The organism is Amycolatopsis roodepoortensis (assembly GCF_024628825.1).
GTDB classification, from domain to species: domain Bacteria; phylum Actinomycetota; class Actinomycetes; order Mycobacteriales; family Pseudonocardiaceae; genus Amycolatopsis; species Amycolatopsis roodepoortensis.
In genome coordinates this window covers 5890507-5913579 of the sequence record NZ_CP102415.1, presented here as the reverse complement: position 1 = coordinate 5913579, position 23073 = coordinate 5890507, and the positions used below count along the sequence as shown (strand labels likewise).

The 23073-nt window shown below is 66.5% G+C and carries 23 protein-coding genes; 1 reads left to right on the top strand and 22 read right to left on the bottom strand.

All coding sequences use genetic code 11. The features are described 5' to 3' along the window. Window positions 1-265: 265 nt before the first annotated feature. The 18 genes from mftD to NQK81_RS28120 form a co-directional block, all read right to left on the bottom strand. Entirely contained in the window at window positions 266-1468 is a 1203-nt protein-coding gene (mftD, locus tag NQK81_RS28205) for a pre-mycofactocin synthase MftD (RefSeq protein WP_257483922.1), read from the bottom strand. Then, window positions 1465-2898, bottom strand: coding sequence for a mycofactocin biosynthesis glycosyltransferase MftF (gene mftF, locus NQK81_RS28200; RefSeq protein WP_257483921.1), 1434 nt, complete (start codon window positions 2896-2898; stop codon window positions 1465-1467). Before mftF ends, mftD begins: the two co-directional genes overlap by 4 nt. Beyond that, on the bottom strand, window positions 2895-3680 hold the full coding sequence (locus NQK81_RS28195; RefSeq protein ID WP_257483920.1) for a mycofactocin-coupled SDR family oxidoreductase: 786 nt from the start codon (window positions 3678-3680) through the stop codon (window positions 2895-2897). The genes mftF and NQK81_RS28195 overlap by 4 nt, the downstream gene beginning before the upstream one ends. Beyond that, entirely contained in the window at window positions 3677-4357 is a 681-nt protein-coding gene (gene mftE, locus NQK81_RS28190) for a mycofactocin biosynthesis peptidyl-dipeptidase MftE (protein ID WP_257483919.1), read from the bottom strand. The genes NQK81_RS28195 and mftE overlap by 4 nt, the downstream gene beginning before the upstream one ends. Window positions 4358-4360: 3 nt before the next feature. Then, entirely contained in the window at window positions 4361-5542 is a 1182-nt protein-coding gene (gene mftC / locus NQK81_RS28185) for a mycofactocin radical SAM maturase (protein ID WP_257483918.1), read from the bottom strand. Beyond that, window positions 5542-5829 (bottom strand): mycofactocin biosynthesis chaperone MftB, encoded by a 288-nt coding sequence (gene mftB, locus NQK81_RS28180; RefSeq protein WP_257483917.1) that lies wholly within the window; start codon window positions 5827-5829, stop codon window positions 5542-5544. Before mftB ends, mftC begins: the two co-directional genes overlap by 1 nt. Further along, entirely contained in the window at window positions 5819-5926 is a 108-nt protein-coding gene (gene mftA, locus NQK81_RS28175) for a mycofactocin precursor MftA (RefSeq protein ID WP_257483916.1), read from the bottom strand. Before mftA ends, mftB begins: the two co-directional genes overlap by 11 nt. Before the next feature lie 336 nt (window positions 5927-6262). Continuing rightward, a complete protein-coding gene (locus NQK81_RS28170) occupies window positions 6263-6568 on the bottom strand; it encodes a hypothetical protein (RefSeq protein ID WP_257483915.1) in 306 nt (101 codons plus the stop codon). A 14-nt stretch (window positions 6569-6582) separates the two neighbouring features. Then, window positions 6583-7524 carry an ATP-binding cassette domain-containing protein gene (locus NQK81_RS28165; RefSeq protein ID WP_257483914.1) on the bottom strand — a complete coding sequence of 314 codons (942 nt, stop codon included), beginning with the start codon at window positions 7522-7524 and terminating at the stop codon, window positions 6583-6585. 51 nt (window positions 7525-7575) lie between these two features. Beyond that, window positions 7576-9204, bottom strand: a complete 1629-nt coding sequence (locus tag NQK81_RS28160; protein WP_257483913.1) for a fatty acid--CoA ligase — start codon at window positions 9202-9204, stop codon at window positions 7576-7578. A 49-nt stretch (window positions 9205-9253) separates the two neighbouring features. After that, window positions 9254-9661, bottom strand: coding sequence for an SCP2 sterol-binding domain-containing protein (locus NQK81_RS28155; protein WP_257483912.1), 408 nt, complete (start codon window positions 9659-9661; stop codon window positions 9254-9256). Window positions 9662-9719: 58 nt separating this feature from the next. Next, window positions 9720-11219, bottom strand: coding sequence for an aldehyde dehydrogenase family protein (locus NQK81_RS28150; RefSeq protein ID WP_257483911.1), 1500 nt, complete (start codon window positions 11217-11219; stop codon window positions 9720-9722). Window positions 11220-11277: 58 nt separating this feature from the next. Next, the gene (locus NQK81_RS28145; RefSeq protein WP_257483910.1) at window positions 11278-11904 is read right to left on the bottom strand and encodes an RNA polymerase sigma factor; all 627 of its coding nucleotides are present in this window, start codon (window positions 11902-11904) and stop codon (window positions 11278-11280) included. A gap of 59 nt (window positions 11905-11963) precedes the next feature. Further along, window positions 11964-12278, bottom strand: coding sequence for a ferredoxin (gene fdxA / locus NQK81_RS28140; RefSeq protein ID WP_257483909.1), 315 nt, complete (start codon window positions 12276-12278; stop codon window positions 11964-11966). A gap of 41 nt (window positions 12279-12319) precedes the next feature. Then, window positions 12320-13342 carry an NAD(P)/FAD-dependent oxidoreductase gene (locus tag NQK81_RS28135; protein WP_257483908.1) on the bottom strand — a complete coding sequence of 341 codons (1023 nt, stop codon included), beginning with the start codon at window positions 13340-13342 and terminating at the stop codon, window positions 12320-12322. Window positions 13343-13404: 62 nt separating this feature from the next. Further along, window positions 13405-14388: a R2-like ligand-binding oxidase gene (locus tag NQK81_RS28130; protein ID WP_257483907.1), complete on the bottom strand. Its 984-nt coding sequence runs from the start codon at window positions 14386-14388 to the stop codon at window positions 13405-13407. A 52-nt stretch (window positions 14389-14440) separates the two neighbouring features. Beyond that, window positions 14441-15547, bottom strand: coding sequence for an NDMA-dependent alcohol dehydrogenase (locus NQK81_RS28125; protein ID WP_257483906.1), 1107 nt, complete (start codon window positions 15545-15547; stop codon window positions 14441-14443). Between the two features lie 210 nt (window positions 15548-15757). After that, window positions 15758-16996, bottom strand: coding sequence for a sensor histidine kinase (locus NQK81_RS28120; protein WP_257483905.1), 1239 nt, complete (start codon window positions 16994-16996; stop codon window positions 15758-15760). A 203-nt stretch (window positions 16997-17199) separates the two neighbouring features. On the opposite strand from NQK81_RS28120, the gene NQK81_RS28115 reads away from it, so the two are divergent. Further along, a complete protein-coding gene (locus tag NQK81_RS28115) occupies window positions 17200-17844 on the top strand; it encodes a response regulator (RefSeq protein WP_306855997.1) in 645 nt (214 codons plus the stop codon). Between the two features lie 20 nt (window positions 17845-17864). Here the strand turns inward: NQK81_RS28115 and NQK81_RS28110 are convergent, their stop codons facing one another. From NQK81_RS28110 to NQK81_RS28095, 4 genes are read right to left on the bottom strand one after another with little or no spacing between them, the layout of a single operon-like run. Further along, the gene (locus NQK81_RS28110; RefSeq protein ID WP_257483903.1) at window positions 17865-18071 is read right to left on the bottom strand and encodes a hypothetical protein; all 207 of its coding nucleotides are present in this window, start codon (window positions 18069-18071) and stop codon (window positions 17865-17867) included. Then, on the bottom strand, window positions 18068-19426 hold the full coding sequence (locus NQK81_RS28105; protein ID WP_257483902.1) for a peptidylprolyl isomerase: 1359 nt from the start codon (window positions 19424-19426) through the stop codon (window positions 18068-18070). The genes NQK81_RS28110 and NQK81_RS28105 overlap by 4 nt, the downstream gene beginning before the upstream one ends. Continuing rightward, window positions 19423-21777, bottom strand: coding sequence for an RND transporter family protein (locus NQK81_RS28100; RefSeq protein WP_257483901.1), 2355 nt, complete (start codon window positions 21775-21777; stop codon window positions 19423-19425). Before NQK81_RS28100 ends, NQK81_RS28105 begins: the two co-directional genes overlap by 4 nt. Then, complete coding sequence (locus NQK81_RS28095; protein WP_257483900.1) at window positions 21777-23072, bottom strand: MlaD family protein; 1296 nt, start codon at window positions 23070-23072, stop codon at window positions 21777-21779. Before NQK81_RS28095 ends, NQK81_RS28100 begins: the two co-directional genes overlap by 1 nt. Between the last annotated feature and the right edge of the window lies 1 nt (window position 23073).

Genomic DNA, 23073 nt, shown 5'->3' with positions numbered 1-23073 from the left:
CCGCGGTCATCGCGGCCTGACCGAGCGCCGACCCGATCTGGTACGAGGTGTTCACGATGCCCGACGCGAGCCCGCCTATCTCCGGCTTCGCACTCGAGATCGCGGTGCCCAGCGACGGGTTGAACGCCGGCGCCTGACCAAGTGCCGCGACCAGCGACGCGGGCAGGACGCCGACGACGAAATCGCCCCGTCGGGCTGACGAGCGACAGCCACACCAGACCCGCCGCGAGCGCCCACAACCCACCGCTGATCATCTTCTTCGGCCCTAACCGGACAGCCCGCTCCGGTCTGCGGCCGAGGTTGCACCGAGTTCGGTCTCGAATCCCTCCGGGACAAGCACGTCCTCACGAGTCAGGTCTCGGACGCTCTTCTTGCCCAGTGCCAGCAGCGTCGAGTCGATGCCGTTGCGCAGCACGTCGAGGACGTTTTCCACACCCGGCTGGCCGTTCGCTGCCAACCCCCATAGGTAGGCGCGGCCGATGAGGACCGCCCGCGCGCCGAGCGCCAGTGCCTTCACCACGTCGCTGCCACGCCGGATGCCGCCGTCCAGCAGCACCTCCACCTGGTCGCCTACCGCGTCGGCGATCGAGGGAAGGGCCCGGATCGTCGCCGGGGTGCCGTCGAGGTTGTTGCCGCCGTGGTTGGACACCGAGATCGCGCTGACTCCGGAGTCGACAGCGCGCCGGGCCTCGTCGGCGCGGATGATTCCCTTGAGCAGGAACGGCCCGTTCCATTGCGCGCGCAGCCAGCGCACGTCTTCCCACGACGGGGGCGGCGTTTGCATCCACTGGCCGTACGCGCCGAAGAACGTAGGTGCCTGCTCGTCCGGGGCGACCATATTCGGCACGCTCAGGTCGGGCAGCCGCCGTGTCTTCGCGTAGTCCAGCAGCCACCCGGGTCGGGTCAGCCCCTCAGGGGCGAACCGCAGCAGCTCGCGGAAGGTGAGCCGCTCCGGGATGTGCGGGCTGCCCCAGTCGCGGCTGTGCGAGAACGACCAGTCGAGTGTGAGGATGATGCCGACGGCCCCGGCAGTCCGGGCGCGGTCGAGGCGGCGGAGGATGTCGTGGCGCGTTCCGGTCCAGTAGATCTGGAAGTACGTGTTCGGGTTCGCGGCGACGACCTCCTCGATCGGCTTGCTGCCGAACGAGCTCAGTCCCATCGACGTCCCGCGCGCGGCCGCTGCCCGGGCGACGGCGACCTCGCCGTCCGGGTGCACCGCCTGCACCCCGGTCGGGGAGATCAGCACCGGCAGCGCGACGTCCCGGTCGAGCACGTGTGTGCTGAGGTCGCGGTCACCCGACAGCCCGGCGGTGCGGGGAGCGAACCGCAGCTCGTCAAAGGCGCCGAGGTTGTCGCTCAGTGTCAGGCCTTTCTCAGCCCCCGCGATCAGGGCGGAGTAGACCGAGCCGGGCAGTCGCTTCTTCGCGCGCCGCTGGGCTTCGGCGACAGACTCGAACCAGGTGCTCATCGTTTTCCCTTCGGGTCGAAACGCAGCGGGCGCCGGAGGAAAGCTGGGCGGACCGGTGCGGCGGTGCGGCTGGTCAGGCAGCCGGCCCAGACGCCGGCGCCGTAGGCGATGTCGTCGGCGATCGCGGCGGCCGTGTAACGGATCGGGTCGAGTTTCGGTCGTTTGCTCGCCCACGCGGTCAGCGGCGGGCCGAGCAGCAGCGAAGCCACGGCGGCACGGCGGCCCCATCGCCGCCGTCCGCCCGGCACCAGAAGTGCCACGAGCAGCGGTGCGGCGAACTGGGTGCCGTGGCGGCCACAGCCGAGCCAGGTCTGGTGGACGGCGGTGGCCAGCGCCCGCACGACTCCGTCCGATGGGACGTCGTTCGCGCGCAAGAGCCGGACCGTGCTGCGCACCGAGCCGCCGAACGCCACAGCGGCGAGCAGCGGCCGGCGGGCGAGCAGCGCTCCGACGGTCAGCGCCGGCCAGAAGTGCAGCACCAGCGGGGCCAGTGCCTTCGGATGCCGTAGCGCCAGCGGCGCCGCGGATACGCCATAGCGGACGCGGCGGCCGAGAAGCCCGCGCCAGGACGCGGGTTCGTGGTGGCCAACTTGGACGTCCGGGGCATAGCGGACCCGGAAGCCCGCGGCGTGCAACCGCCAGACGAGGTCGACGTCCTCGCCGACGCGCAGCCGTGGGTCGAACACCTGGCCGCCGTCCGCGACGGCGGCCAGCGCGCTCCGGCGGGCCACGAGCATGGCGGTCGGCACGTACGACATCCGGGTACCCGGCGCGACGCGCGCGGGCCGGTCGCCGAGGTCGAGACAGCCTGCGGCCCGGGTGTACCGCCCGGACCAGGTGTCCTGGGCGAGCGCCCGGACTCGAGGCGCGATCGCGGCGAGCAGTGGGTCGGCGAAGTGCGCGGCGAGCAGGCAGGCCCAGTCCTCCGGCGGTACGCAGTCACTGTCCACAAAGGCCACGAGCTCGGTGGAAACCTGTTCCAACCCGGTATTCCGCGCCGCACCGGGGCCTCCGTTGACGTCCCGGCATACCAGTTTCGCGCCGTGCGCGGCGGCCACCGCGGCGATGGCGGCGGGGTCGGCCGAGCCGTCGTCGACGACGAGCACGGGATGCCGGCTGCCGAGCCCGGCCAGGCAGCGGGCGAGCAATTCGGCGCGGTCACGCACGGGGACCACGATGGTCACGCCCGGCGGGCCGTCCTGCGCGGGCGGTACCGGGTGGGCGAGCCCGGCGTCAGTGAGCCGCCGGGCCAGCACACCGGTCGCCGCCGTCGTCACAGGACCGGCGTCGAGCACCCGCCACGCGGCCTGCCCGGCCGCGGTCAGCCGCAGCACGCGCGCAGGGGAGCCGCCGAACCAGAGGCCGTCGGCGAGCTTCCGGACGTCCGGGTCAAGGTCGATCCGGAAGCCGGGAGGCAGGGGTATCGTCACAGCGCCAATCCTCCGTCCACCGGCACCATCGCGCCGGTCATCGCACCGCTGTCCGGGCCGGCGAGGAACGCCAGCACCGCGGCCACTTCGTCGGGGTCGAGCAGCCGGTGGACCGGTTGCTGGGCGGCGAACGCGACCGCGGCGGGCAGGTCGTAGAGCCGGGCACTTTCGGCCAATATCGGGGTGTCGGTCGAACCGGGGCTGACGGCGTTGGCCGTCACGCCGCTCTCCCCCAACTCGGCCCCCAGCGCGCGGATCAGGCCGCCGACACCCGCTTTGGCGGCACAGTAGGCGGCGAGCAACGGCAGGCCCCGGGTGGCCGCGGCCGACGCGACGGCGAGGAACCGCCCGGACCGGGGCCGCGGGCGCTTCAGCAGTGCAGGCACCGCGGCGCGGGCCAAGTGGACGACACCGTTCAGATCGACCTCCAGCACCGCCCGCTCCTGCTCCGGCGGTACCTCCCAGAGCGGGACGCCGCCGGCTACGACACCCGCGGCCGCGACGGCGACGTCAAGCCCGCCCCACCGCCGTTCGGCTTCAGCGACGGCTGCCGCTACCGCCGAGAAATTCCTTACGTCGGCTACGAAAGCTTCGACGTTCCCGCCTGCCTGTTCGACGACGGCGGCGAGCTCGGCCTTGCTCCCCATCGGGTACGGGAGCGTGGGGTCGTCGGCGGCAAGGTCGACGGCGAGCACCGCATACCCCTGCCGGGCCAGGATCCGGACAGTCGCGGCGCCGATCCCTCGGGCCGCGCCGGTGACGAGGGCTGTGCGCGAGGTCATCGCCCACCCCATCCGTCCACATGAGACACCAGTTGATCGGTCAGCCGGTCCAGCAACACCGCGCCTTCAACGGCGGTCGCCCCGGTCGGGTCGCCGAGCACCCCGGTCGCGGTCACGGCCCACACCCCGCCGCCGAGCAGGTGTGGCATCAGCTCTCCGATCGGCCGCCGGTCCCCCGGCACCGCGCGTTCCATCCGGACCGCCTCGGGCCGCAAGGCCAGCTGCAGCGCGGTTTCCGGCCGTCCGGCGTGCGGTTCGCCGGACCATCGTGGCTGGAAGACCTCGACATCCCGGGATTCCGCGCGCAGCCGGGTGACGGCGCGGGCGACCGGCCCGGCGTTTCCTCCGTGGGCGGAGACGAACAACAGGCGGTGGAACGTCTCCGCCGCAGACCGGCCCAGCTCCAGCAGGAGGAGTTCGATCGCCTCCTGACCGATCGACAGCGTCCCGGCGAATCTGGCGTGCTCTCCGCTGGAGCCGTACGCGACGGCGGGGGCCACGATGACGTCCGTACGTGTGCCGGCCAGCCGATCGCACAGGGCGAGCGCGATGTCGGTGTCGGTCGTCAGCGGCAGGTGCGGGCCGTGTTGCTCGGTCGCCCCCACCGGGACGGCGAGGATCGCACCGGACGCCGCGCGTTCCGCGACGTCCGGCCAGGACAGGTCCGCCAGCCGCACGATTCAGCGCCCCGGCGGGGCGAACCCGGCGAGGGGGTTCTCGTCGCAGGCTCGTTCCGGCGGGCGGCGCATCCCGATAGTGATCGGGACGGGACGGCGCCGGTGCGAGTGGTCCAGCGACGGCTTCGGAACACTCCCGGCGACGACACCGGCCAGCGCGCGTTCGCCGTGGCCGCGCACACATTCCGGATCCGGCCCGTCGAGCGGCAGACCGGTGAAGAACTTCGCGGCCATACACCCGCCGCGGCAGCTGTCGAACGCGGAGCACGACGTGCACGCACCTCCGCTCTGCGGGCGCCGGAGTTCGGTGAACAGCTCCGATTCACGCCACACGCGGGTGAATCCGCCGCCGTCGCGGACGTTCCCTGCGAGGAAGGTGTCGTGAATGGCGAACGGGCAGGCGTAGACATCACCGACCGGATCGACCAGGCATACGACCCGCCCGGCACCACACAGGTTCAGCCCGGGCAGCGCGCCGTCGCCGTACCCTGCGAGGTGGAAGAACGAGTCCCCGGTAAGGACGTTCTCACCGCGCGCCACCAGCCAGTCGTAAAGCTCCCGCTGCTGCGCGGCGGTCGGGTGTAGCTCGTCCCAGACGTCGGCGCCGCGGCCGGACGGGCGCAGCCGAGTGATCCGTAGCTGGGCTCGGTAGCGATCAGCGATCGCCTTGAACTCGTCGAGCTGGCCCGCGTTGTGCCGCGTGACCACTACGGAGATCTTGAAGTTCTCGAACCCGGCGGCTGCCAGATTCTCCATCGCACGGATCGCCGTGGCGTACGAACCCGGCCCGCGAACGTGGTCGTTTACCTCGGCGGTGGCACCGTCCAAGGAGATCTGGACGTCGACGTAGTCGCTCGCGGCCAGGCGGCGCGCCACCTCGGGAGTGATCTTGATACCGTTCGTGGAGAACTTGACCCCGACGTGATGCTCGGTGGCGTAATCGACCAGCTCCCAGAAGTCCGGGCGCACAGTGGGTTCACCGCCACCGATGTTGACATAGAAGACCTGCATCCGCTCGAACTCGTCGATCAGGGCCTTGCACTCCGCGGTGCTCAGCTCCCGCGGATCCCGCCGCCCTGACGAGGAAAGGCAGTGCACGCAGGAAAGATTGCAGGCGTAGGTCAGCTCCCAGGTGAGGCAGATGGGGGCATCGAGCCCGTACTGGAACTCGTCCACAAGGGACATCACACACTCCTCGGCTGGATCATCCGTGACACGGCCAGTTCGGCCAGCGCGGCGCGGTAGCGCGGCAGCTCCGGCGGCCCGACCCCCGCCCCCGCGCACGCGGCGCGGGCTGTCGGGTGGTCGGCCAGCGTCCGGACGACGTCCAGCAACGCCGGACTCTTCAGGAACGACAGGCGACGGGTGCCGAAGTGATAAAGCAGCGCCCCGAACCGCTCGGGCCGGACGGCGACCCGGTCGTCCAGGCGCCAGCCCGCGTCCAGGTCGAACGCGCGGCCCTCAGTAGACACCGCACATCCCGTCGATCGAAACCTCCTCGACCAGCAGGTCCTCGGCGACCACGGTGTCTTCGGCGGGAGTTGCCTGTTCGGCGATCTTCTCAGTCATCGGAACTCCTTCGAACGTTACTGCTTGGATATGGACTGAAGAATGTCGTTCAACTGGCGGGTCCATCCGCTACGAGCCGCCGGACCGGATTCCCAGCCGCGCGACCATCCGTCCCATGGGCGGAAGATGACCGGCCGCCGCGGTGACCGTTGCCCAGTGGCAAGGGCCGCAAGCTGGAACGCGGACTGACGGCTGCGCGCCCACCAACGGCACGAACTTGTCCCGGCTCGCCAGTTGCGTACAGATATTCGCGTGGTGTCCCGCGGGTGTACACAGGCAACGGCATTCGATGCTCGCCATTTTCACGCTCCTAGCTACTCGGCCAATCTCGTAGGATCACGGCGGCGGAATGCGGATCAGAACGGCTGCTTGAGCAAGCCCCGCATCCAACGCGTCTCGTTCCGTTTTTGTGAGCTGGGCTCGCATGTCGGTTCCGGCCGCCCGGGCCAGAACGACCAGCCGCTTGGCAAGGCCCCGCGCCTGGGTCAGGCGGAGCCGGCCGCTGCCAAGTGAAACTCGCGAGTCATCGATCAGTCCTCGATAGCGAGAATTGAGATCGGCGTGATCATCGACAATCTCGATCGCGTGAGCCAAGGCCGCCAGCTCGGACGTGTACACGCTGTCCAGATACGGATCAGCCATGAGCGTGCCCATCATCATGGCCTGCCAAAGATGGTGCCCGCGCTCGACCAGAATACGAAAACAACCACCAGTAGCAGGAGCGCGGCTACACACCACACCGGACGACCCGGATCGACGGAGAAGAATCGTCTCGCGCGCTCATCGCCGTGCAGATCACCTCCTCCGACATCGACCTGCAGTGGCCCGGCAAGATCAGATCGGAAGAACCGCCGCCCGAACTCGTCGCCGGTCCGCACGCCACGCAACAGGACGTCTGGCGGCCCGAGGGAAGCGATCTTGCCGTTCCAGAGGACTGCGACCTCATCAGCCACCCCACGCGCGAAGCTCAGGTCATTCGTCGTGATCAGTACCGTTGCCCGTCTCTTCTCGTTGACCGACTTGATCGCCCTGACGACGGCATCGAGGTAACGGGGGTCGCATGTGGTGTCCACGTCGTCGAGGATGATCAGTGGCATGCCCGACACCAAAACCTGCGCGAGGAGCACCCTGCGTCTCGCGTGCGCGGGAATCTCTTCGGGGAAGGAGTCCGCGAAGACTTCGAGCCCGAATTCCTGTATCAGCGGGGCAACGGCCGCGTGCACCTCGTCGTCAGCCGCACCGGCATGACGTGCTACGCAAGCGACGTTCTCGTAGACGCTCATCGACGAGAACAGCCGGCTGCCGTCCAAGTGCGTCCCACCGATCACGGCTGCGATTCCGCCTCGCGCACTTGCGAGTTCGTCCGAGGTCATCGACCAGACGTCCCTGCCGTCGAGTCGGATACTGCCTCCGGTCGGCGGCAGTATGCCGACAAGGTGCTTCAGGAGAGTCGTCTTGCCACTCCCCGGCTGCCCGAGAATGACCGTGATCTGTCCCGCCGGTACCGACAGCCGTAGTCTGTGCAGTACCGGTTCCTCGCCGAGCACCGACGTGACGCCGTCGAACTCGAGCTTCGAAGCACTCTTGGAATCGTCCATTGCGATCACCTCCTCACCTTGGCCAATACCGCGAACTCGATGGCGCAGACGTCAATCGAGGGTTTCCACCTTCAATCGACCGCCCGCGTAATCCCCGCGCAGCACCTTCTTGTCGAATTTCCCGACACTGGTCCGGGGAATCTGCTCGATGAAGCTCCACCGCTCGGGTAGCCACCACCGCGGTAACTTGCCGGACAACCATGTCCGAAGTTCACCAGGCGAAGCCGTCGCCCCTTCACGAATGACGACGGCGGCCAGAGGACGTTCCTGCCATCGCTCATCAGGTACCGCGATGACCGCTGCCTCGAACACATCGGGATGCGCCGCGAGCGCCGACTCCAGCTCGACGGAAGAGATCCACTCGCCGCCGGACTTGATCACGTCCTTCATCCGATCGGTCAACGTCAGGAAGCCATCTGGGCTGATGTAACCGACATCGCCTGTCCGCAGCCATCCGTCATGGAAACGCGCGTCATCGCCGACCTCATAGTACGAGGCCGTCACCCAGGGCCCCCGCACCTCCAGTTCGCCGACGGATCGCCCGTCTCGTGGCTGCGGCGTCCCGTCCTCGGTGACGATCCGCATCTCGACGCCGCAGACCGGGCGCCCCTGCGTCGCTCGCATACGCCATGAGTCGTCCGAGCTCGCAGTGACCGCCGGGCGCGCCACCGACGCCATCGGCGAGGTCTCGGTCATGCCCCACGCCTGCAAGATGGTCACGCCGAGCCGGTCCTCGAACGCCTCCATAAGAGCCTGCGGCACAGCAGATCCGCCGCAGACCACCAGCCTCAACGACGAGAAATCCAGGCCAGTGTCCTTCTCCGTGTGCAGCAGGACGTCGTTCCAGATCGTCGGGACCGCCCCTGCGACGGTGGGCCGCTGGGAGTGGACCATCTCGGCGAGCGGAGCCGCCTGCATGAACCGGTCGGGCATCAACAGCTCCGCACCGGCCATCAAGGCGGCATACGGTAGTCCCCAGGCGTTGGCGTGGAACATCGGCACGATCGGCAGGATCCGGTCCTGCTCGGCGATGCCCAGGCCGTTGCCCGTGCAGGCGGCCATCGAGTGCAGGTACAGCGAACGGTGGCTGTACACCACACCTTTCGGATCGCCCGTGGTACCGCTGGTGTAGCACATCGCGGCACCGGAACTCTCGTCCGTGTCGATCCAGGCGAATGCCGACGACTCGGCGCTGAGAACCTCCTCGTACCGAAGCACTGCCTTCCCGCTGGCCTCGAAGGGTTCCAGGGCACCGTCTCCAGTGACCAGCACGACCTTGACCGTATCGAGTTCGGGAAGTATTCGGCCCAGTATTGGCGCGAGCGACGAGTCGACGATGACGACCTTGTCTTCGGCGTGACCGACGATGAAGCGAATCTGTTCTGCGGACAACCGGATATTGAGCGTATGCAGCACGGCGCCCATCGCCGGAACCGCGGCGTAGGCCTCCAGGTGTTCCTGGTTGTTCCATTGAAAGGTGGCCACCCGGTCGTCGCCGGCGATCCCGAGTCGGCGCAGCGCGTTTGCGAGCTGTCCGCACCGTTGGCCCACCTGTTCGTAGGTCGTCTGGCGGAATCCCTCACCTGTCGCGGTGATCACCCTTCGGTCGCCATGAATCTCCACGCCGTGCCGCAGGATGGACGCGACCGTGAGCGGCGTGCCCTGCATGGTGCTACGCATTACTTGACCTCCGTCACGCCGACGTCGTCGTCGGAACTTCGCACGCCACTCACGCCTTCAGGAGGTCGTCGCGCCCGTCGCGCTCCAGCATCGCTTCATAGGTCGGGAAGAGAGACTTCGCTGCGGGCACGAGCTTCAAGATCTTCGAGACCGGGCCCTTCGCCCGCACCTGGCCCTTCGCCATCGCGACGGACAGGTTGACCTTGCCGAGCCAGAACCGGTTACCGGTGTCCGCGGACATGAACAGTTCGACATGCGGCGTCAGGCTGCTCTGGCCGGTGTGGACCTCGCCAGAGGGCATGTCGACCGTGACGACCGAGTCGGGGTCGGTGTAGGTGATCTGGAGCACGACGCCGGAGCTCTTCAGCTTCGGCCCGACGTCCGGGTCTGCCAGACCGTTCTCGAAGACACCGCCAATGTACTTGTAAACCTCGGTGTCGTCCTTGAATGCACCCATTTTGTACTCCTCGTTGAGCTTCTTACGGAATCTGTGGAATGGTGAGAGTTGGCGGGGTTCAGTCCAGCCCGATCCAAACGGACTTCGTCTGCGTATACCCCAGTAGCGACTCCTCCCCGAGGTCACGTCCATAACCCGAGGACTTGTACCCGCCGAAGGGAGCCGCCGGGTCGATCATGTTGTACATGTTCACCCAGACCGTGCCTGCTTCCAGCTCGCGCGCGACCCGGTGAGCTCGCTTCAGGTCGTTGGTCCACACGCCCGCGGCGAGGCCGTAGGCGCTGGCGTTGGCACGACGCACTGCCTCGTGCTCATCGTCGAACTTCAGGACCGAAAGCACCGGACCGAAGATTTCATCGGTGGCGATGGACATCTCGTCCCGCACGTCTGTGAACACCGTCGGCTCGAGAAAATGCCCGCCGGCCAACGCTCCTGCAGGCTGTCGGCCACCGCATACCAGCGCCGCACCGTCGCGGATGCCGGCTCCGACGAAGCCTTCCACCCGTTCCAGTTGCCGCGCCGAGATCAAGGGCCCCATCTGAGTCTCTTCGTCCAAGCCGTGGCCTAGCCGGATCGTCTCGGCCTCCGCCTGAATTGCGGCCACTACCTCGTCGTGAATGTCGCGGTGGACGAACAGCCGCGACCCCGCACAGCACACCTGGCCTTGGTTCAGGAAAATGCCGTTGAGAGCACCTTGCGCAGCCGCCTCGATGTCGGCGTCCGGGAAGACGATGTTCGCGGACTTCCCGCCCAGTTCGAGCGTGAGCTTCTTCAGACTTCCAGCGCTAGCGGTCACGATCCGCCGTCCGGTCTCGGTCGACCCGGTGAACGAGATCTTCGCGACGCCGGGGTGGTCGATAAGCGCCTGGCCGGCGTCCGACCCCAGGCCCGTGACCACGTTGAGCACACCAGCAGGAAGCCCCGCCTCGAGCGCGACCTCAGTCAGGCGCAGGGCGCTCAGCGAAGTGAACTCAGAGGGCTTCAACACTGCCGTATTTCCTGCGGCGAGCGCGGGCGCCAACTTCCACGACGCGATCATCAGCGGGAAGTTCCACGGCACGATCGCGCCGACCACTCCAAGTGGTTCACGCTGGGTATAGACCAGTGCCTCCCCAACGGCCGGGGAGACCGGCAGGGTCTGACCGCCGAGCTTCGTGGTCCATCCACCGAAATACCGCCAGATCTGTGCGGAGAGGCTGACATCGAGGTAAGTCGACTCGGTGAGCGGTTTGCCATTGTCCAGTGTCTCGAGGATGGCCAACTCCTCGGCGTGCTCGTCGATCGCATCGGCGACGTCGAGCAGCACGCGTCCACGCGCGGCCGGGCTGAGGCGCCGCCATTGTGCGAATGCCTTTCGTGCGGCATCGACGGCGCGGTCCACGTCCGCCTTGCCACCGGCCGCGATATTCGCCAGCAGCGTGCCCGTCGCGGGATCCGTGGTCGGGATCTCCCCTCCCTCGGCCGCCGCCGTCTTCGTCGCACCGATGACGATGCTCGCGGACGCATCATCCAGGAAGGGACGTACCTCCGGCGGAACCTCGACCGACATCATCGTCATCAGCAAACGCCTTTCCGACTCAATGCTTCATGAAGCAATCTTGTTCCCACCGCGGCTCTCAATCGACCGCGACCGGGTCGACCAACTCCGCCAGCCTCCGGACGGCGCGGTGCTGCAACGCGCGCACCGCACTGCTCTTTCGCTTCATCACCTGCGCCGTTTCCGATACGGACAGCCCGTCGAAGAACCTTAACCGTAAACAGACCCGCTGGTCTTCACTCAACGCGAACATCTGCCGAGCTATCTCGTCCCGGCGAGGCTGCAAAAAGATGCTGAATTCCGGATTCACGGCGGCTTGTTCTTCTTCAGTGAACTCCGAAACCGTCAATTCATGCCGGAACCGCCCCGACTTGACGTGATCCAGGATTATGTTTCTGGCTATGGTCATCAGCCAAGCCCGAACGCTGGACCCGAAGTAACTCACCGTGCTGATACTACGGAGAGCGCGAAGGAAGGTTTCACTGGTGACGTCCTCGGCGGCATGCTCGTCTCGAAGCCTTCCTCGCGCAAACCGGAACACGTCCATTGAGAATCTCGCATACAGCAGGCCGAATGCTCGCCGATCTCCCTGTTGCGAGGCGCGGACCAAGGACCATGGATCAGTTTCGGAAGCCACAACAGAGAACACGTCGTTCACTCTGTTCTCGTGCGCACGTTCGCAGTAAATCGTCGCCATTGACGTCATCCGGAACTCCTTATGACCCGCTCTCCGCCGGCATCGGGCCGATGCGTGCCGTATAGCGGCTAGTTCTTCTCAAATTTCTGCACGAATTCCGTATCCTCGATCGGCGGGTCGACCTTCGTGGAACCCCCCGGGCTACCGAGGGACTCGAAGGCCGTCTTCGCCGACTCTTGGAACGGTCGCCAGCGGTCGTCGACCTGCTGCGCCGGCTTGATGGCTTCGACCGGGCAGACCGGCTCACACGCCGCGCAATCGATGCACTCGGAAGGGTGAATGTAGAGCATGCGCTCGCCCTCGTAGATGCAATCGACCGGGCATTCCTCGATGCAGGTCATGTCCTTCACATCCACGCACGGTTCTCCGATGACGAAAGCCATCAGTCCACCTCCTCAGGATTATTCGATGAATGTCGCTGGGCTCAGACGCCGACCCGCGCCGGGACGGTCAAGTCGCTCGAGTGCCCGGGGGCGAGCTCCGCCCGCGGGTCGAGCGCGACAGCGGCGTTGTTCACAGCGGTCGCCACTTCACCGAAGCCGACAGCGATGAGCTTGACCTTGCCCTCGAAAGTGGCCGCGTCGCCGGCCGCGAAGACCTCCGGCAGGTTCGTCCGCATTTTGCTGTCGACCCGGATCGCCCGCCCCTCGAGTTCGAGGCCCCAGTCCTTGATCGGGCCGAGATCCATCAGAAAGCCGAGCGCGGCGACGACAATCTGCGCCTTGGTCTCACGAACCTCGGGTTCGCCTGCCACCCGGATGCTGACGCTCTCCAACTGGTCCTGCCCTCGCAGTTGAGTCACATTGGCGTCGACCAGTACCTCGCAGGCCGACTTGTGCAGCAGCTGGACCGAGTGCTCGTGGGCGCGGAACTGCCGACGGCGGTGCACGAGCGTGGTCGACCGCGCCCTGGGAAGCGCAGCCAAGGCCCAGTCGACCGCGGAATCGCCACCTCCGACCACGACGACGTCCTTGCCGTCCAGCACGTCCAGCCGCGGTACGAAGTAGCACAGCCCACGGCCAAGGAACTCCTCGCCTGCCGGGATGGGCCGCGGGGTGACGGCTCCGACACCGGAGGTGATCACGACAGCCCGGGCTTCGACGACCACGCCGGTGGTAGTCGTGGCTCGCCACCGACCTTCACCGCGTTCGAGTCGCAGCACTTGTTGCGACAGCAGGTACTTCGGGGAAAACGGCGCGGCCTGCCGAACGAGATTGCCGATGAGCTCTTGGCCCTGCACTCCCGGCAGGCCCGCGATGTCGTAGATCTTCTTCTCTGGGTAGATCGCCTGCACCTGGCCGCCGACCTCGGGAAGGGCGTCAACCACCGCCATGCTCAGGCCCCGAAATCCTGCGTAGTACGCGCCAAAGAGACCCACTGGTCCGGCGCCGATGAAGAGCAGGTCGACGTTCGTGTCCGGTTCTTGCACAGAGGTGGCCTGCGACATGTCGATGGTCCTTGGGTTCGAGGTCGGCGTCGACCTGGTGTCGAGTGAGGTCGGTCGGCGTATCAGGACCCGACGGCCGTGAGCGCCTGCGCGACCGCCACTTCGTCTTCCGCGGCGAACTTGTCCTCGAGCTGCATCGGGGAGTAGTCCTCATCGACCTCCTCCACCGGGCAGCCGCGCGCGCTCTCGATCGACTCGAGCCTGCGGTTGACCTTGTCCAGCGCGTAGTCGGTCATCTCGTCGATGCTGATACCGAACGGCGTGTCGTCCTCAAAGACGTCGAACAGCCGCACGATCAGCTGGAGCGCCGGCTGGAGCAGTTCCTGCATCCGCTCGTCGACGACGTCCCAGTTGCGGTCGTCGGCGGCGACGTGCCGTCGGCACGTGAAGGTGCCCCACGCCATGTGACGCCGCTCGTCGTCACCGATGTGCTTCACGACCTTCTGCATGCCGGGCAGGATGTTGCGGCTCTTACACACTTTTGCCCAGGCGAAGTAGCCGGTGAGCGCGAGGCAGCCTTCGACGACGTGGTTGTAGGTCACAGACGCGCGGATCTGCGCGGCCGCCGAAGGGTCCTTCTCCAGCGCGTACAGAGATTTCGGCAGCTCCTCGGTGAAGATCTTCGTGTACGGCTCGCTGTACTCGACGAACTCGTGAAGGTCAGTCCCGAGGCCGACTGCGTCGAACCACAGGCGGAAGGCCTGCATGTGTTTGGCTTCTTCGAAGGTGAACTGCGTCAGGTATGCCTCGTCGGCGAGCCTGCCCTCTGCGGCCATCGCCTTCATGAACGGCTGCAGGTCCTGCGTCACGGATTCCTCGCCGGCCATGAACTGCGCGGCCAGAATCGACGTGAGCCGTTTCTCCCCGGCGTTCATCGCGGCGAAGTCCTTGGCGTCCTGCGAAAAGTCGATGTCTTCGGGGTTCCAGAATTTCTTGTTTCCCTTGCGGAACAAGCGCATCGGGAACGACTCCATGCGGAGGCCATCCTCGCTCAGGCTGCCGAAGCCCGTGCGGTTGCCGTGCTCGATGTTGCGATCGATTGCCATGAAAACTGTCCTCACATCACGAATTTGAGCTGTGGCGGGCGACCGAGCTGAACTAGAAGCGAATGAGTCCGCGAATGTTCTTGCCGTCGCGCATGTCCTGATAGCCCTGGTTGACGTCCTCCAGGGAGTACTCGGTGGTGACAAGCTCATCGAGCTTCAGCAGCCCGGCGTTGTAGAGCTCGAGCAGCCGCGGTACGTCGTGCTGGCCGTTGGACGAACCGAACAGCGAACCTCGGAGCTGCTTCTCGTACAGCGTCAGTTCCATCAGGCTGGCCGTGATCGTCGTTTCTTCGGGGTGGCCGATGGCTGTGACGACAACCCTGCCGCGTTTGCCGACGAGCGAAAGAGCGGGCAGGATGTGAGCCCCTTCGGCGACATCGGTGGTGATCACGCAGACGTCGGCCAGCTGACCGCGGGTCAACTCGCTGACGGTGTTCCACGCCTCGTCCATCGACGCGGCTGTGTGGGTGGCACCGAACTCGAGGGCTTTCGATCGCTTGAATTCGACGGGGTCGATCGCGACGACGAGGCGGGCGCCTGCGATCCGGGCGCCCTGGATCGCATTGATGCCGATGCCGCCGACGCCGACAACGACGACCGCGTCCCCGGCTCGCACTTCGCCGGAACGAACAGCGCTGCCGAAGCCGGTGGTTACGCCACAACCGACGAGCGCGGCCTTGTCCAGGGGAATACCATCATCGATCTTTACGACCGACGCCGCCGGTACGACCGTGTACTCGGAGAACGTTCCGAGCAGGCACATCTGACCGACATCCTCGCCGCGTGCGTGAAAGCGGTAGGTGTTGTCCAACTGCGGGCCGAGCATCACCGCGGCGCCGGTATCGCACAGATTGCCCAGGCCCTGTGCACAGTACGAGCACCTGCCGCAGGCAGGTAGGAAAGTCATGACCACGTGGTCGCCCTCGGCGATGTCTGTGACGTCGGGGCCGACGGCTTCGACCACGCCGGCGCCTTCATGTCCGCCGACCAGCGGGTAGGGGAAGGGCAGATCTCCGGTGACGAGATGCTCGTCGGAGTGGCACAGCCCGCTCGCGGTCAGCTTGACCAAGACCTCGCCCGCCTTCGGCGGGTCCAGGTCGATTTCCTCGACCTGCCACTTCTCGTGCAGTCCCCAAAGGACCGCAGCCTTCGTCTTCATTGACGTCAACTCCTTAACGGTGAAGGTCTCGGGTCATCATCACAAGACCTGGCTCGATTAGCACCGGTCGCGCGAGCCATTGATGGCCCGCACGTGCCAACTGTGCGGGCCCGCATGGACCCCTCGCGAATGCCACCGACACGCAGCAGAGCCAGAACCTAAAGGGAGGTCATCGGATGGGCCGGGGTCGACCGGAACACCGCGAAATGCTCAGTCGACCGGCATTTCGAGGCACACGACCATGCCACCGCCCGAGCGCGGCCGGAAGCTGATCCGGCCATCGAGGGACTGCGCGATCTGGTCGGCGATCCATAGCCCGAGGCCGGCGGTGCCACGCCGCTCGCCGACGGAGACGAAGCGTTCCGTGACGACGGGGGCGAGTTCGGCCGGAAAGCCCGGGCCCCGGTCGAGGACCATGACCCGGAGCAGGCCCTGCCCCAACCGCGCGACGACCTCGACGGGAGTTCCCCGGCTGTGCCTTCCTGCGTTCTCCACGAGATTGGTGACGACGCGGCGCAGCAACTGCGGGTCCAGCTGGCACCGAGCGCCAGGCGGCGTAACGGTGATCCGCAGCTCGGAGTCCGCCAATCCGGCAGCGTCTCCTGCCGCGTACAGGAACTCCCTGACATCGACCACCCGGCGCCGCCCGGTGCTGAAAGTGGGCCGCCTGCTCGCGGCGACGTCACCGAGCGCGTCCATCATCGACGAGAGATGTCCCGCGTGGGCCGCAAGCAGACGCACACTGGTCCAGCTGTCGTCCTCTTCCGCCGACGTGTCAGCTTGCTCCGCCAGGTTGTCGGCAAGCGCCTTGAGGGACGCAATAGGCGTCCGGAACTCATGCAGAATGACGCGGAGCCCGGTTTCCTGAGCCTCATAGGACATCATGAGCCGGGCACGCAGGTCCCGTTCCTCATCCGCGGCCGCGCGTTCGGCTATCGCCTGCGCGCGGGCGGCGGTGTGCGCCTGCGTCGCCCGCTCGGTCAACAACGCGAAACCACCCGTCAGGGCGGCGCTGAAGACCAGGTAGACCGGCCACCACAAGCCGGATTGCAGCCGAAACTCCAGTGGTGTCTGGCCGGTGTCCACCAGCACCGCGATCAGCAGATAGGCCACCCCCAGTGCCAGCGACAGACCCATGGTGGCCACGAAGGACAGTCGCATCGCGGCAGCCGCGATGACGAGGAAAAGCAGTGACACGGCGACGCTACCTCCGCCGCCGGTGAGCCCGATGATGGCCAGCGACAGTACTGAGTCGAGACAGGTCACCACCGAAGAAGATCGATTGCTGCGCAATTCGATAGAGGGATCCCAGAAAACGATCAGTGCGTAGATGCTTCCGACAGACAGCCACACCAGCGCGATCAGGAGGTGATGACGCACCTGGTCCGGTCCGAGCACCAGTAGTAGACCGACCGACACCACGACACCGACTCGGACGCTGGCGGGCACCCGTTCCACAGTCCGTATGTCCGTGTCCCGGAAGGCATCCGTCTGAAGGATCGTGCTCGACCGCACGGAACGCCACCACGGTACGGTCGACATCGAACCCTCCACAACGCCGACTCCAGCGCCATTGCTGGTGAACTAAGTCAGTATACTGATAATGCCACTTTCTGACGAGGAGAGCCGTGCGAGACCATAAACTCGTCCTAGTGCTAGTCGACGACCACGACCTGTTCACCCAGGGCCTGGCCATGCTGCTCAAGGCGAAGGCCGGTGACCTGTTCGAGATCGGTGGTACCACGAACCGCGCCGAGGAGGCGGTCTCGTTGGTGAACTCGACTGGCGCCGACATCGCGCTGGTCGATCTCGCCATGCCCCCGCTCAACGGCATCCCGGCTATTCGGCAGATCAAATCTCGCTACCCGGACACAAAGGTTGTTGCTCTTTCGGGCACCTCGGACTTGAAACTGGCCGAAGAAGCCCTGCGCGCGGGCGCGAATGGATTCCTGCCGAAATCGGCGGATCCAGACGTGCTTGTCGCTCCCCTGCTGACGATAGCCGCGGGCTTTCGAGTGATCGAGGACGGTCTTTTCACCGCGTTGCTCGATGCGGTTCGCCACCCGCCGGAGGAGATTCTCGGCCAGCTGGCGGTGGAGGAGATTCGCCTCTGGGTACTGCTGTCGCGTGGCCTTGAGACCACGGAGATCGCCGAACGCATGCTGGTCTCAGAAAGGACCGCGAAGCGTTTGGTTGCCTCTCTCCTGCACAAGCTGGGCGCCCCGAACAGGATCGTCGCAGCAGGTATGGCGGGTCACTACGGTCTGCTTGGGAAGCAGGCGCCGAGCCCGGGCTGACCAAGCTCGGCGCCTGCCGGCTAGAAGAACGCGGCGACCGAGAACGCGACGAAGACCGCCGCGACGGCGTAAGCGCCGACCGCGCCACGCCGGACAACCTTCGCGCGCCGCTCACGCTCGGCGATCGGCAAGTTCGATGGGACGAGGTCCAGCGAGCGCTTCCTACCCCACCGTCCCAGCAGGACGAGAAGTGCTGCCAGGCAGAGGAGGAAAATCACCGTGCTCATCGCGACGGAACCGGTTGTCCCGGAGCAGGCTGGCTCTGAGTCGCCGCCCCCTGCTGCCCACTTACCGGGCTACCACCCGGCTTGACGTCCGGGGCTGCGTCGGGGTTGTCCGGCCTGTACTCGTCGGTGTACTCGACGCCTGCATCGCGAATCTGCGTTCCCAGCCAGGAACGCCAGACTCCGAGCATCTTTTCCATCTGGAGCTGCTGTTTGAGGCTGTCGTGCACCTTCTCGAAGGCCGCCGGTACCGGCGGTGTCACCTCGTTGACTCGTCCGACGTTCCAACCGAACTGGTTCTGCACCGGGCCGAAGACCGTTCCGGAGGCTGCGGTGAAAGCTGCTTTTCCGTAATCGTCCTGCAGCTGGCTGCGAGAAATCGCTCCGAGGTCGCCACTCTTGTCCCGTGTTGCGGTGTCGATGCTCCGCTGTTGGGCCACGGTCTCGAACTTGGCTCCCTGCCCCAGACCGGCCACGATCTGGTCTGCCTCGTCCTTCGTCCGGACGACAATGTTGCTGAGCTTGCGGAGCTCTGGGGTGCCGAGCTGATCTTTCCGCTTGACGAAGGCATCCTTCACCTCCTGCTCAGTGACGTCGCCGGATCCCCTGGTCACCGCATCGAACAACTGCGACAGCGCCAGCTGCTGCTTGATCTCCTCGATCACGGCAGCTTCCGAGGTGCCGACGGTGCCCAGCTGCTGAACGAACTTGCCGCGGGCTTCCGATCCCTCGCCGAGTTGCTGCGAAATCAACCTGGACAGCGCGTCCTGCGCTACTTTGTCGCCGACCACGATTCCACGTTCCTGTGCGGCCTTCTGCAGGATCAAGCTCACCGCGTACGCCTTGGCGGAGTCCTTGCGGAACTTGCCGAGCGTCGCCTGGTCCTGCGGCGGCTGAACCCCGTACATAGCACGCCAGGTCTCCAGTACGCCGCTAAGCTGATCGGCCGTGACGGTGCGGTCCGCTACCCGGAAGGCCGCGTCGTCCGGCAGTCGCTGGGAGTCGTACCAAACGTAACCGCCGACCCCGCCGCCGACCAGGAGCACTAGCACCACAAGCAAGATGACACGCACTTTGCGTGTCTTCGGCAGCCTGGCACGCAGGATGCGCCTCAGGGTGTTCTTCGGCTTTTCCGTATCTGTATCGTCGTCCTGCTTCGGCGCGTCTTCGCGATCGTCCGATTCGGACAAGTCGTCATCGTCCGCGGTGCCGCGCTCGGTCGCTTCCGTCTTGTCGTTCTCGACCGACGCCTCGACGTCATCTGTCTCTACGTCGTCGACCATGGTGGTGCTTGAGGTGGTCACAGTCACCTCCTCGTCCTTGTCAGTCTTCTTCTCACGTTCAAACCGCACGCTCATCGACCCACCTCCGCTACAACTCGTTCACCAGGTTCGGACTGAGGCGTCGCCGTCTGGGCAACGCGATCACGAGGCGGCCAGAGCCACACCACACAGCACGCGGACAGCAGGGCGAGAACGACCGAACCCGCCAGCAGGATGCCGAACTCGCGCACCGCGGCGAGCTTCGACAGCACCAGGACCGCGTACCCCACAGTGGATGTGCACGCGGCGAGCAGGATCGACAGCCGCAGCCCCCTGCTGCGGCGGCGGGCCGCTTCCGACAGCAGCACGGTGAACTCACACCCGACCGCCGCGGTCAACGACCCCAAGCCGGCGGTGATCGGGCTCAGCGGCACTCCGGCCCCCCAAAGGAAACACAAACCCGCACCGGTCGCGACGGCCGCCGCCACCACCGCACGCATTGCGTCAGCCCGGCGACGAAGGGCGATAAGGAGGACAACGCCCGCGGCCAGGATCCCGGCCAGGTTGGTGAGCAGCCGGTCGGCCGATACGAGCTCGTTCCCGCGTACCGCGATCATCGGCAACCCGGTCAGGTCCACGTGATAGCCCTGCGGAGGCGGAGGCAAGTACCGCACCACGTCGTCGCGCAAGGCCTGCAGCTCACCAAGGTCCTCCATCCGCACGCCGAAGCTCAAGAGCGCGGCCGTCCGGTCGCTGCGGAAGACCGCCCCCGTGAGGTACGGCGGCAACAGCCGGACCCCAGCCGCGATCTGGCTCGCCGTGGGCGAGGAGCCCAGGAACGGAAGCAGCGTCGGGGGTGACACCACCGGGCGCATCTGATCCCCATGCCGCGAGACGATGCTTTCTTGTGCGTCGCTGGCCCATTTCATGGCTTCGGGAGCCAGAACGTCACGTCCCCTGAGGACGACGGCGACCTCCCCCGAAGAGCCGATGACGGATTCGACGTGCTGAGCGTCGGCGAGCGCGTCCAGACCGGTGGCGAAGCTCTGGAAGTTGCTCTCCAGCCCGATCCGGGGGAGCGCCACCCACCCGGCTACCGCCACCGCGCCCACGACGATTCCGGCGGCGAGTCGAGCCCATCGAGGTGAGGTCGCCGCGCGCGGCGAGTCGACAGTCTCGTCGAGCTGCTGGTCTCCTTCGGCCGAGGACTTGAGGCCGCGGATGAGAAGCATGCCGACCAAAGCCGCGATGAGCACGCCCATCGACAGCGCGAGACCGAGCTCGCGGACGAAGGGCAGCGGCGACAGCAGCAACATCGCGAACGCTGCCGCCGTGGCGGCGGCGACCACCAGAACCACGCGGCGTCTCGCCTGCTGGACGAAGTAGGTCGGGTAGTAACTTCCGACGCCGAGCAAAACCGGGAGGAAGGCGATGACACCAAGCGACAGCGGTTGTCCGAGCCAGCCGAAGATCGCGAGTGTCAGCCCGATCGCGACGACCGTCGTCATGACCGGCACCAGCCTGCGCCGCCACCGTGCGGTCCATGGAATCAGCAGGAAACACGCACCCACCGCGAGCAGAGCCACCCCACCGATCCACGGGATCTCCCGCTGCACCTGGTCACCCAGCGACACGGCCAGGACCGGAACACCGGAGACCGTGATCCGCTCCGCATCCGGTTTGGCCGCCGAGACGGCGTTACGAACGGCCTCGACCAGCCTGTCCGTGCCCTGCTGATCCAAACCTTCCCGAGGCCGGACGAGAATCGCCGCCGCCCGGTCGGACGGCACGACGAAACGCCACTGAGGACGTGGCTGGCCGGCCTCCGTATAGACAACCGTGTTCACAAAGGACGGGTTGTGCAACGTCGGGAGACCCGCCGGCAGGCCTTGCACCAGCAGCGGGCCGTAGCGGGCATCGAACTCCGCGACCGCGGCGTCGCCGGCCTCTCGCGCGTCCTTCTCGGACTTTCCTTGCTGGGCCTGCTGCCTGACGGCGTCACGCCGCCCGGACAGCTCTGCGAGTAGGTCTTGTGTCCGGCCGGCGATCTGGTTCAGCGTCGTGCCGGGACCGTAGGCGGCCGCGACGTCCGGAAGCCGCGCAAGTTCGCCTTCGAGCTTCACCAACGTCGGCAGGTGCTGCTGGTCAAGCTGTGTCCGTGGCTGTCCCGACTCCAGCAGTACCACGATCGGGTCTCCACCGAAGGAGCCTGACTCCGCCTCGAACTGGCGCACCACCGGGTCGTCGGTCGGCAGGAACGAGTTCACGCTCGTCTCGATCCGCACCTTCGCGAGGCCGCCGAGCAAGAAACCAGCCGTCGCGATCACGCCCAGCGCGACGAGGAGGCCGCGTTTGGTCGGCCGTCGCCAAAGGGTGTGCACCCGCCGCAGCCCATTCCGAATGCGGGCGTCCGGGGACATCCTGCTCAACGACGGCCGACGCACCATCACTTCGTTCCTTTATCCACTCGTGGGTACTGGCCTTGGAACGGCCCCGGGTTTGCTGACTGACCGGGCGCCGGATACGGGTTGCTCTTGTTGAGGAGAGGCAGATTGTTGAGGTTGAGCGGATTCCCGCGCAGGCTCTGCTCGTTGAGGATGAGGAAAGTGCGCAAGGCCGTGCCGTTGTCGTCGCCTCTGGACAGTGCCTGCCCCATGTTGGTGAACATCGCGGCGATGTCCCGCCCATACGGCTGCAGGTACGACAGCATCGGATTGACATCGCCGAGCGCGACGTTCAGGGTCGGTAACAGCTGGTGAGCGTCCGCGGCCACCGCCGGCACTCGCTCCAGCGTGCCCGGCGCGTTGTCGAGTACTCCGTTGAGCGCGGGCAACAAGCCCCGCAAGTCGCCGGCGGTCTCCGGTAGCTGCTCCAGTGCCTTGCTCAGGTCCGGCGCGGCGGTGTTGAGGTTCTTCGCGACCGGCGCGAGTGATCCGGAGAGCTCGTTCAAACTGCCGCTCGCGCTCTTCGCCTTGTCCATGACGCCCGGCAGTTCCCTCATCACGGCCTTGAGGTCCTCCCCGCCGTCCGCGGTGGTCTTCGTCAGCGTGTCGGCATCGCGCACTAGCTGCGCGATCTGACCCTGGCGAGTGTCCAGCGCGGCGAGGAGGTTCGCCGTGTTCCCGCTGAGCTTCTTCAGGTCCTCGCTTTGCGCGGCCAGCGCGGACAACGCGCCCTGCCCCTCGCGGCCGAGATAACCGAGCCCGCTCAGTGCGCGGGAAATGCTGTCCTGACTGTCCTTTGTGGACGCCCCGAGCGAACGGACAGTGCTCGCCAGCGCCTGCCTGGTCGAAGGATCGATACTGGCCAGCACGTCGTTCAGCCCGACCGCGGGCTTGGCGGCGCTCTCCGGGAGTGCCGTCCCGCTGTCCAGATCCGGACCACTACCGTCGGTCAGTTGGAGGAAGGTCTCCTCGACGAGGGTCTTGTTCCGAACCTGGACCGTCACGCCTTGGTGGAGCGGGTACTCCTGGTCGAGCTCCATGGTGACGTGCGCGCGCTCACCCTCGTTCTTGATCTCGGCTACCTTTCCGACGGCGACACCGCTGATCATCACGTCGGAGTCGGGCACGAGGTTCGCCACCCGGGGAAAGGTCGCCGTGACCTGATAGCGAGCACTGCTGAAGGGAAGCTTGCCGCCCGAGTTCACCCAGAGGTAGCCGAAGAACACGGCACAAGCGGCGGCGAAGACGACGAGTACGAGCAGCCGGATCACCGGCATCACGGAATGAGAGATTCGCATG

What these genes read in the sequence shown, in the direction of transcription:
- mftD (WP_257483922.1), bottom strand. Translation starts at nt 1,468, where the DNA reads ATGAGCACCTGGTTCGAGTCTGTCGCCGAAGCCCAGCGGCGCGCGAAG.
- NQK81_RS28195 (WP_257483920.1), bottom strand. Translation starts at nt 3,680, where the DNA reads ATGACCTCGCGCACAGCCCTCGTCACCGGCGCGGCCCGAGGGATCGGC.
- mftC (WP_257483918.1), bottom strand. Translation starts at nt 5,542, where the DNA reads ATGTCCCTTGTGGACGAGTTCCAGTACGGGCTCGATGCCCCCATCTGC.
- mftA (WP_257483916.1), bottom strand. Translation starts at nt 5,926, where the DNA reads ATGACTGAGAAGATCGCCGAACAGGCAACTCCCGCCGAAGACACCGTG.
- NQK81_RS28170 (WP_257483915.1), bottom strand. Translation starts at nt 6,568, where the DNA reads ATGGCTGATCCGTATCTGGACAGCGTGTACACGTCCGAGCTGGCGGCC.
- NQK81_RS28165 (WP_257483914.1), bottom strand. Translation starts at nt 7,524, where the DNA reads ATGGACGATTCCAAGAGTGCTTCGAAGCTCGAGTTCGACGGCGTCACG.
- NQK81_RS28160 (WP_257483913.1), bottom strand. Translation starts at nt 9,204, where the DNA reads ATGCGTAGCACCATGCAGGGCACGCCGCTCACGGTCGCGTCCATCCTG.
- NQK81_RS28155 (WP_257483912.1), bottom strand. Translation starts at nt 9,661, where the DNA reads ATGGGTGCATTCAAGGACGACACCGAGGTTTACAAGTACATTGGCGGT.
- NQK81_RS28150 (WP_257483911.1), bottom strand. Translation starts at nt 11,219, where the DNA reads ATGACGATGATGTCGGTCGAGGTTCCGCCGGAGGTACGTCCCTTCCTG.
- NQK81_RS28145 (WP_257483910.1), bottom strand. Translation starts at nt 11,904, where the DNA reads ATGACGTCAATGGCGACGATTTACTGCGAACGTGCGCACGAGAACAGA.
- fdxA (WP_257483909.1), bottom strand. Translation starts at nt 12,278, where the DNA reads ATGGCTTTCGTCATCGGAGAACCGTGCGTGGATGTGAAGGACATGACC.
- NQK81_RS28135 (WP_257483908.1), bottom strand. Translation starts at nt 13,342, where the DNA reads ATGTCGCAGGCCACCTCTGTGCAAGAACCGGACACGAACGTCGACCTG.
- NQK81_RS28130 (WP_257483907.1), bottom strand. Translation starts at nt 14,388, where the DNA reads ATGGCAATCGATCGCAACATCGAGCACGGCAACCGCACGGGCTTCGGC.
- NQK81_RS28125 (WP_257483906.1), bottom strand. Translation starts at nt 15,547, where the DNA reads ATGAAGACGAAGGCTGCGGTCCTTTGGGGACTGCACGAGAAGTGGCAG.
- NQK81_RS28110 (WP_257483903.1), bottom strand. Translation starts at nt 18,071, where the DNA reads ATGAGCACGGTGATTTTCCTCCTCTGCCTGGCAGCACTTCTCGTCCTG.
- NQK81_RS28105 (WP_257483902.1), bottom strand. Translation starts at nt 19,426, where the DNA reads ATGAGCGTGCGGTTTGAACGTGAGAAGAAGACTGACAAGGACGAGGAG.
- NQK81_RS28100 (WP_257483901.1), bottom strand. Translation starts at nt 21,777, where the DNA reads ATGGTGCGTCGGCCGTCGTTGAGCAGGATGTCCCCGGACGCCCGCATT.
- NQK81_RS28095 (WP_257483900.1), bottom strand. Translation starts at nt 23,072, where the DNA reads ATGCGAATCTCTCATTCCGTGATGCCGGTGATCCGGCTGCTCGTACTC.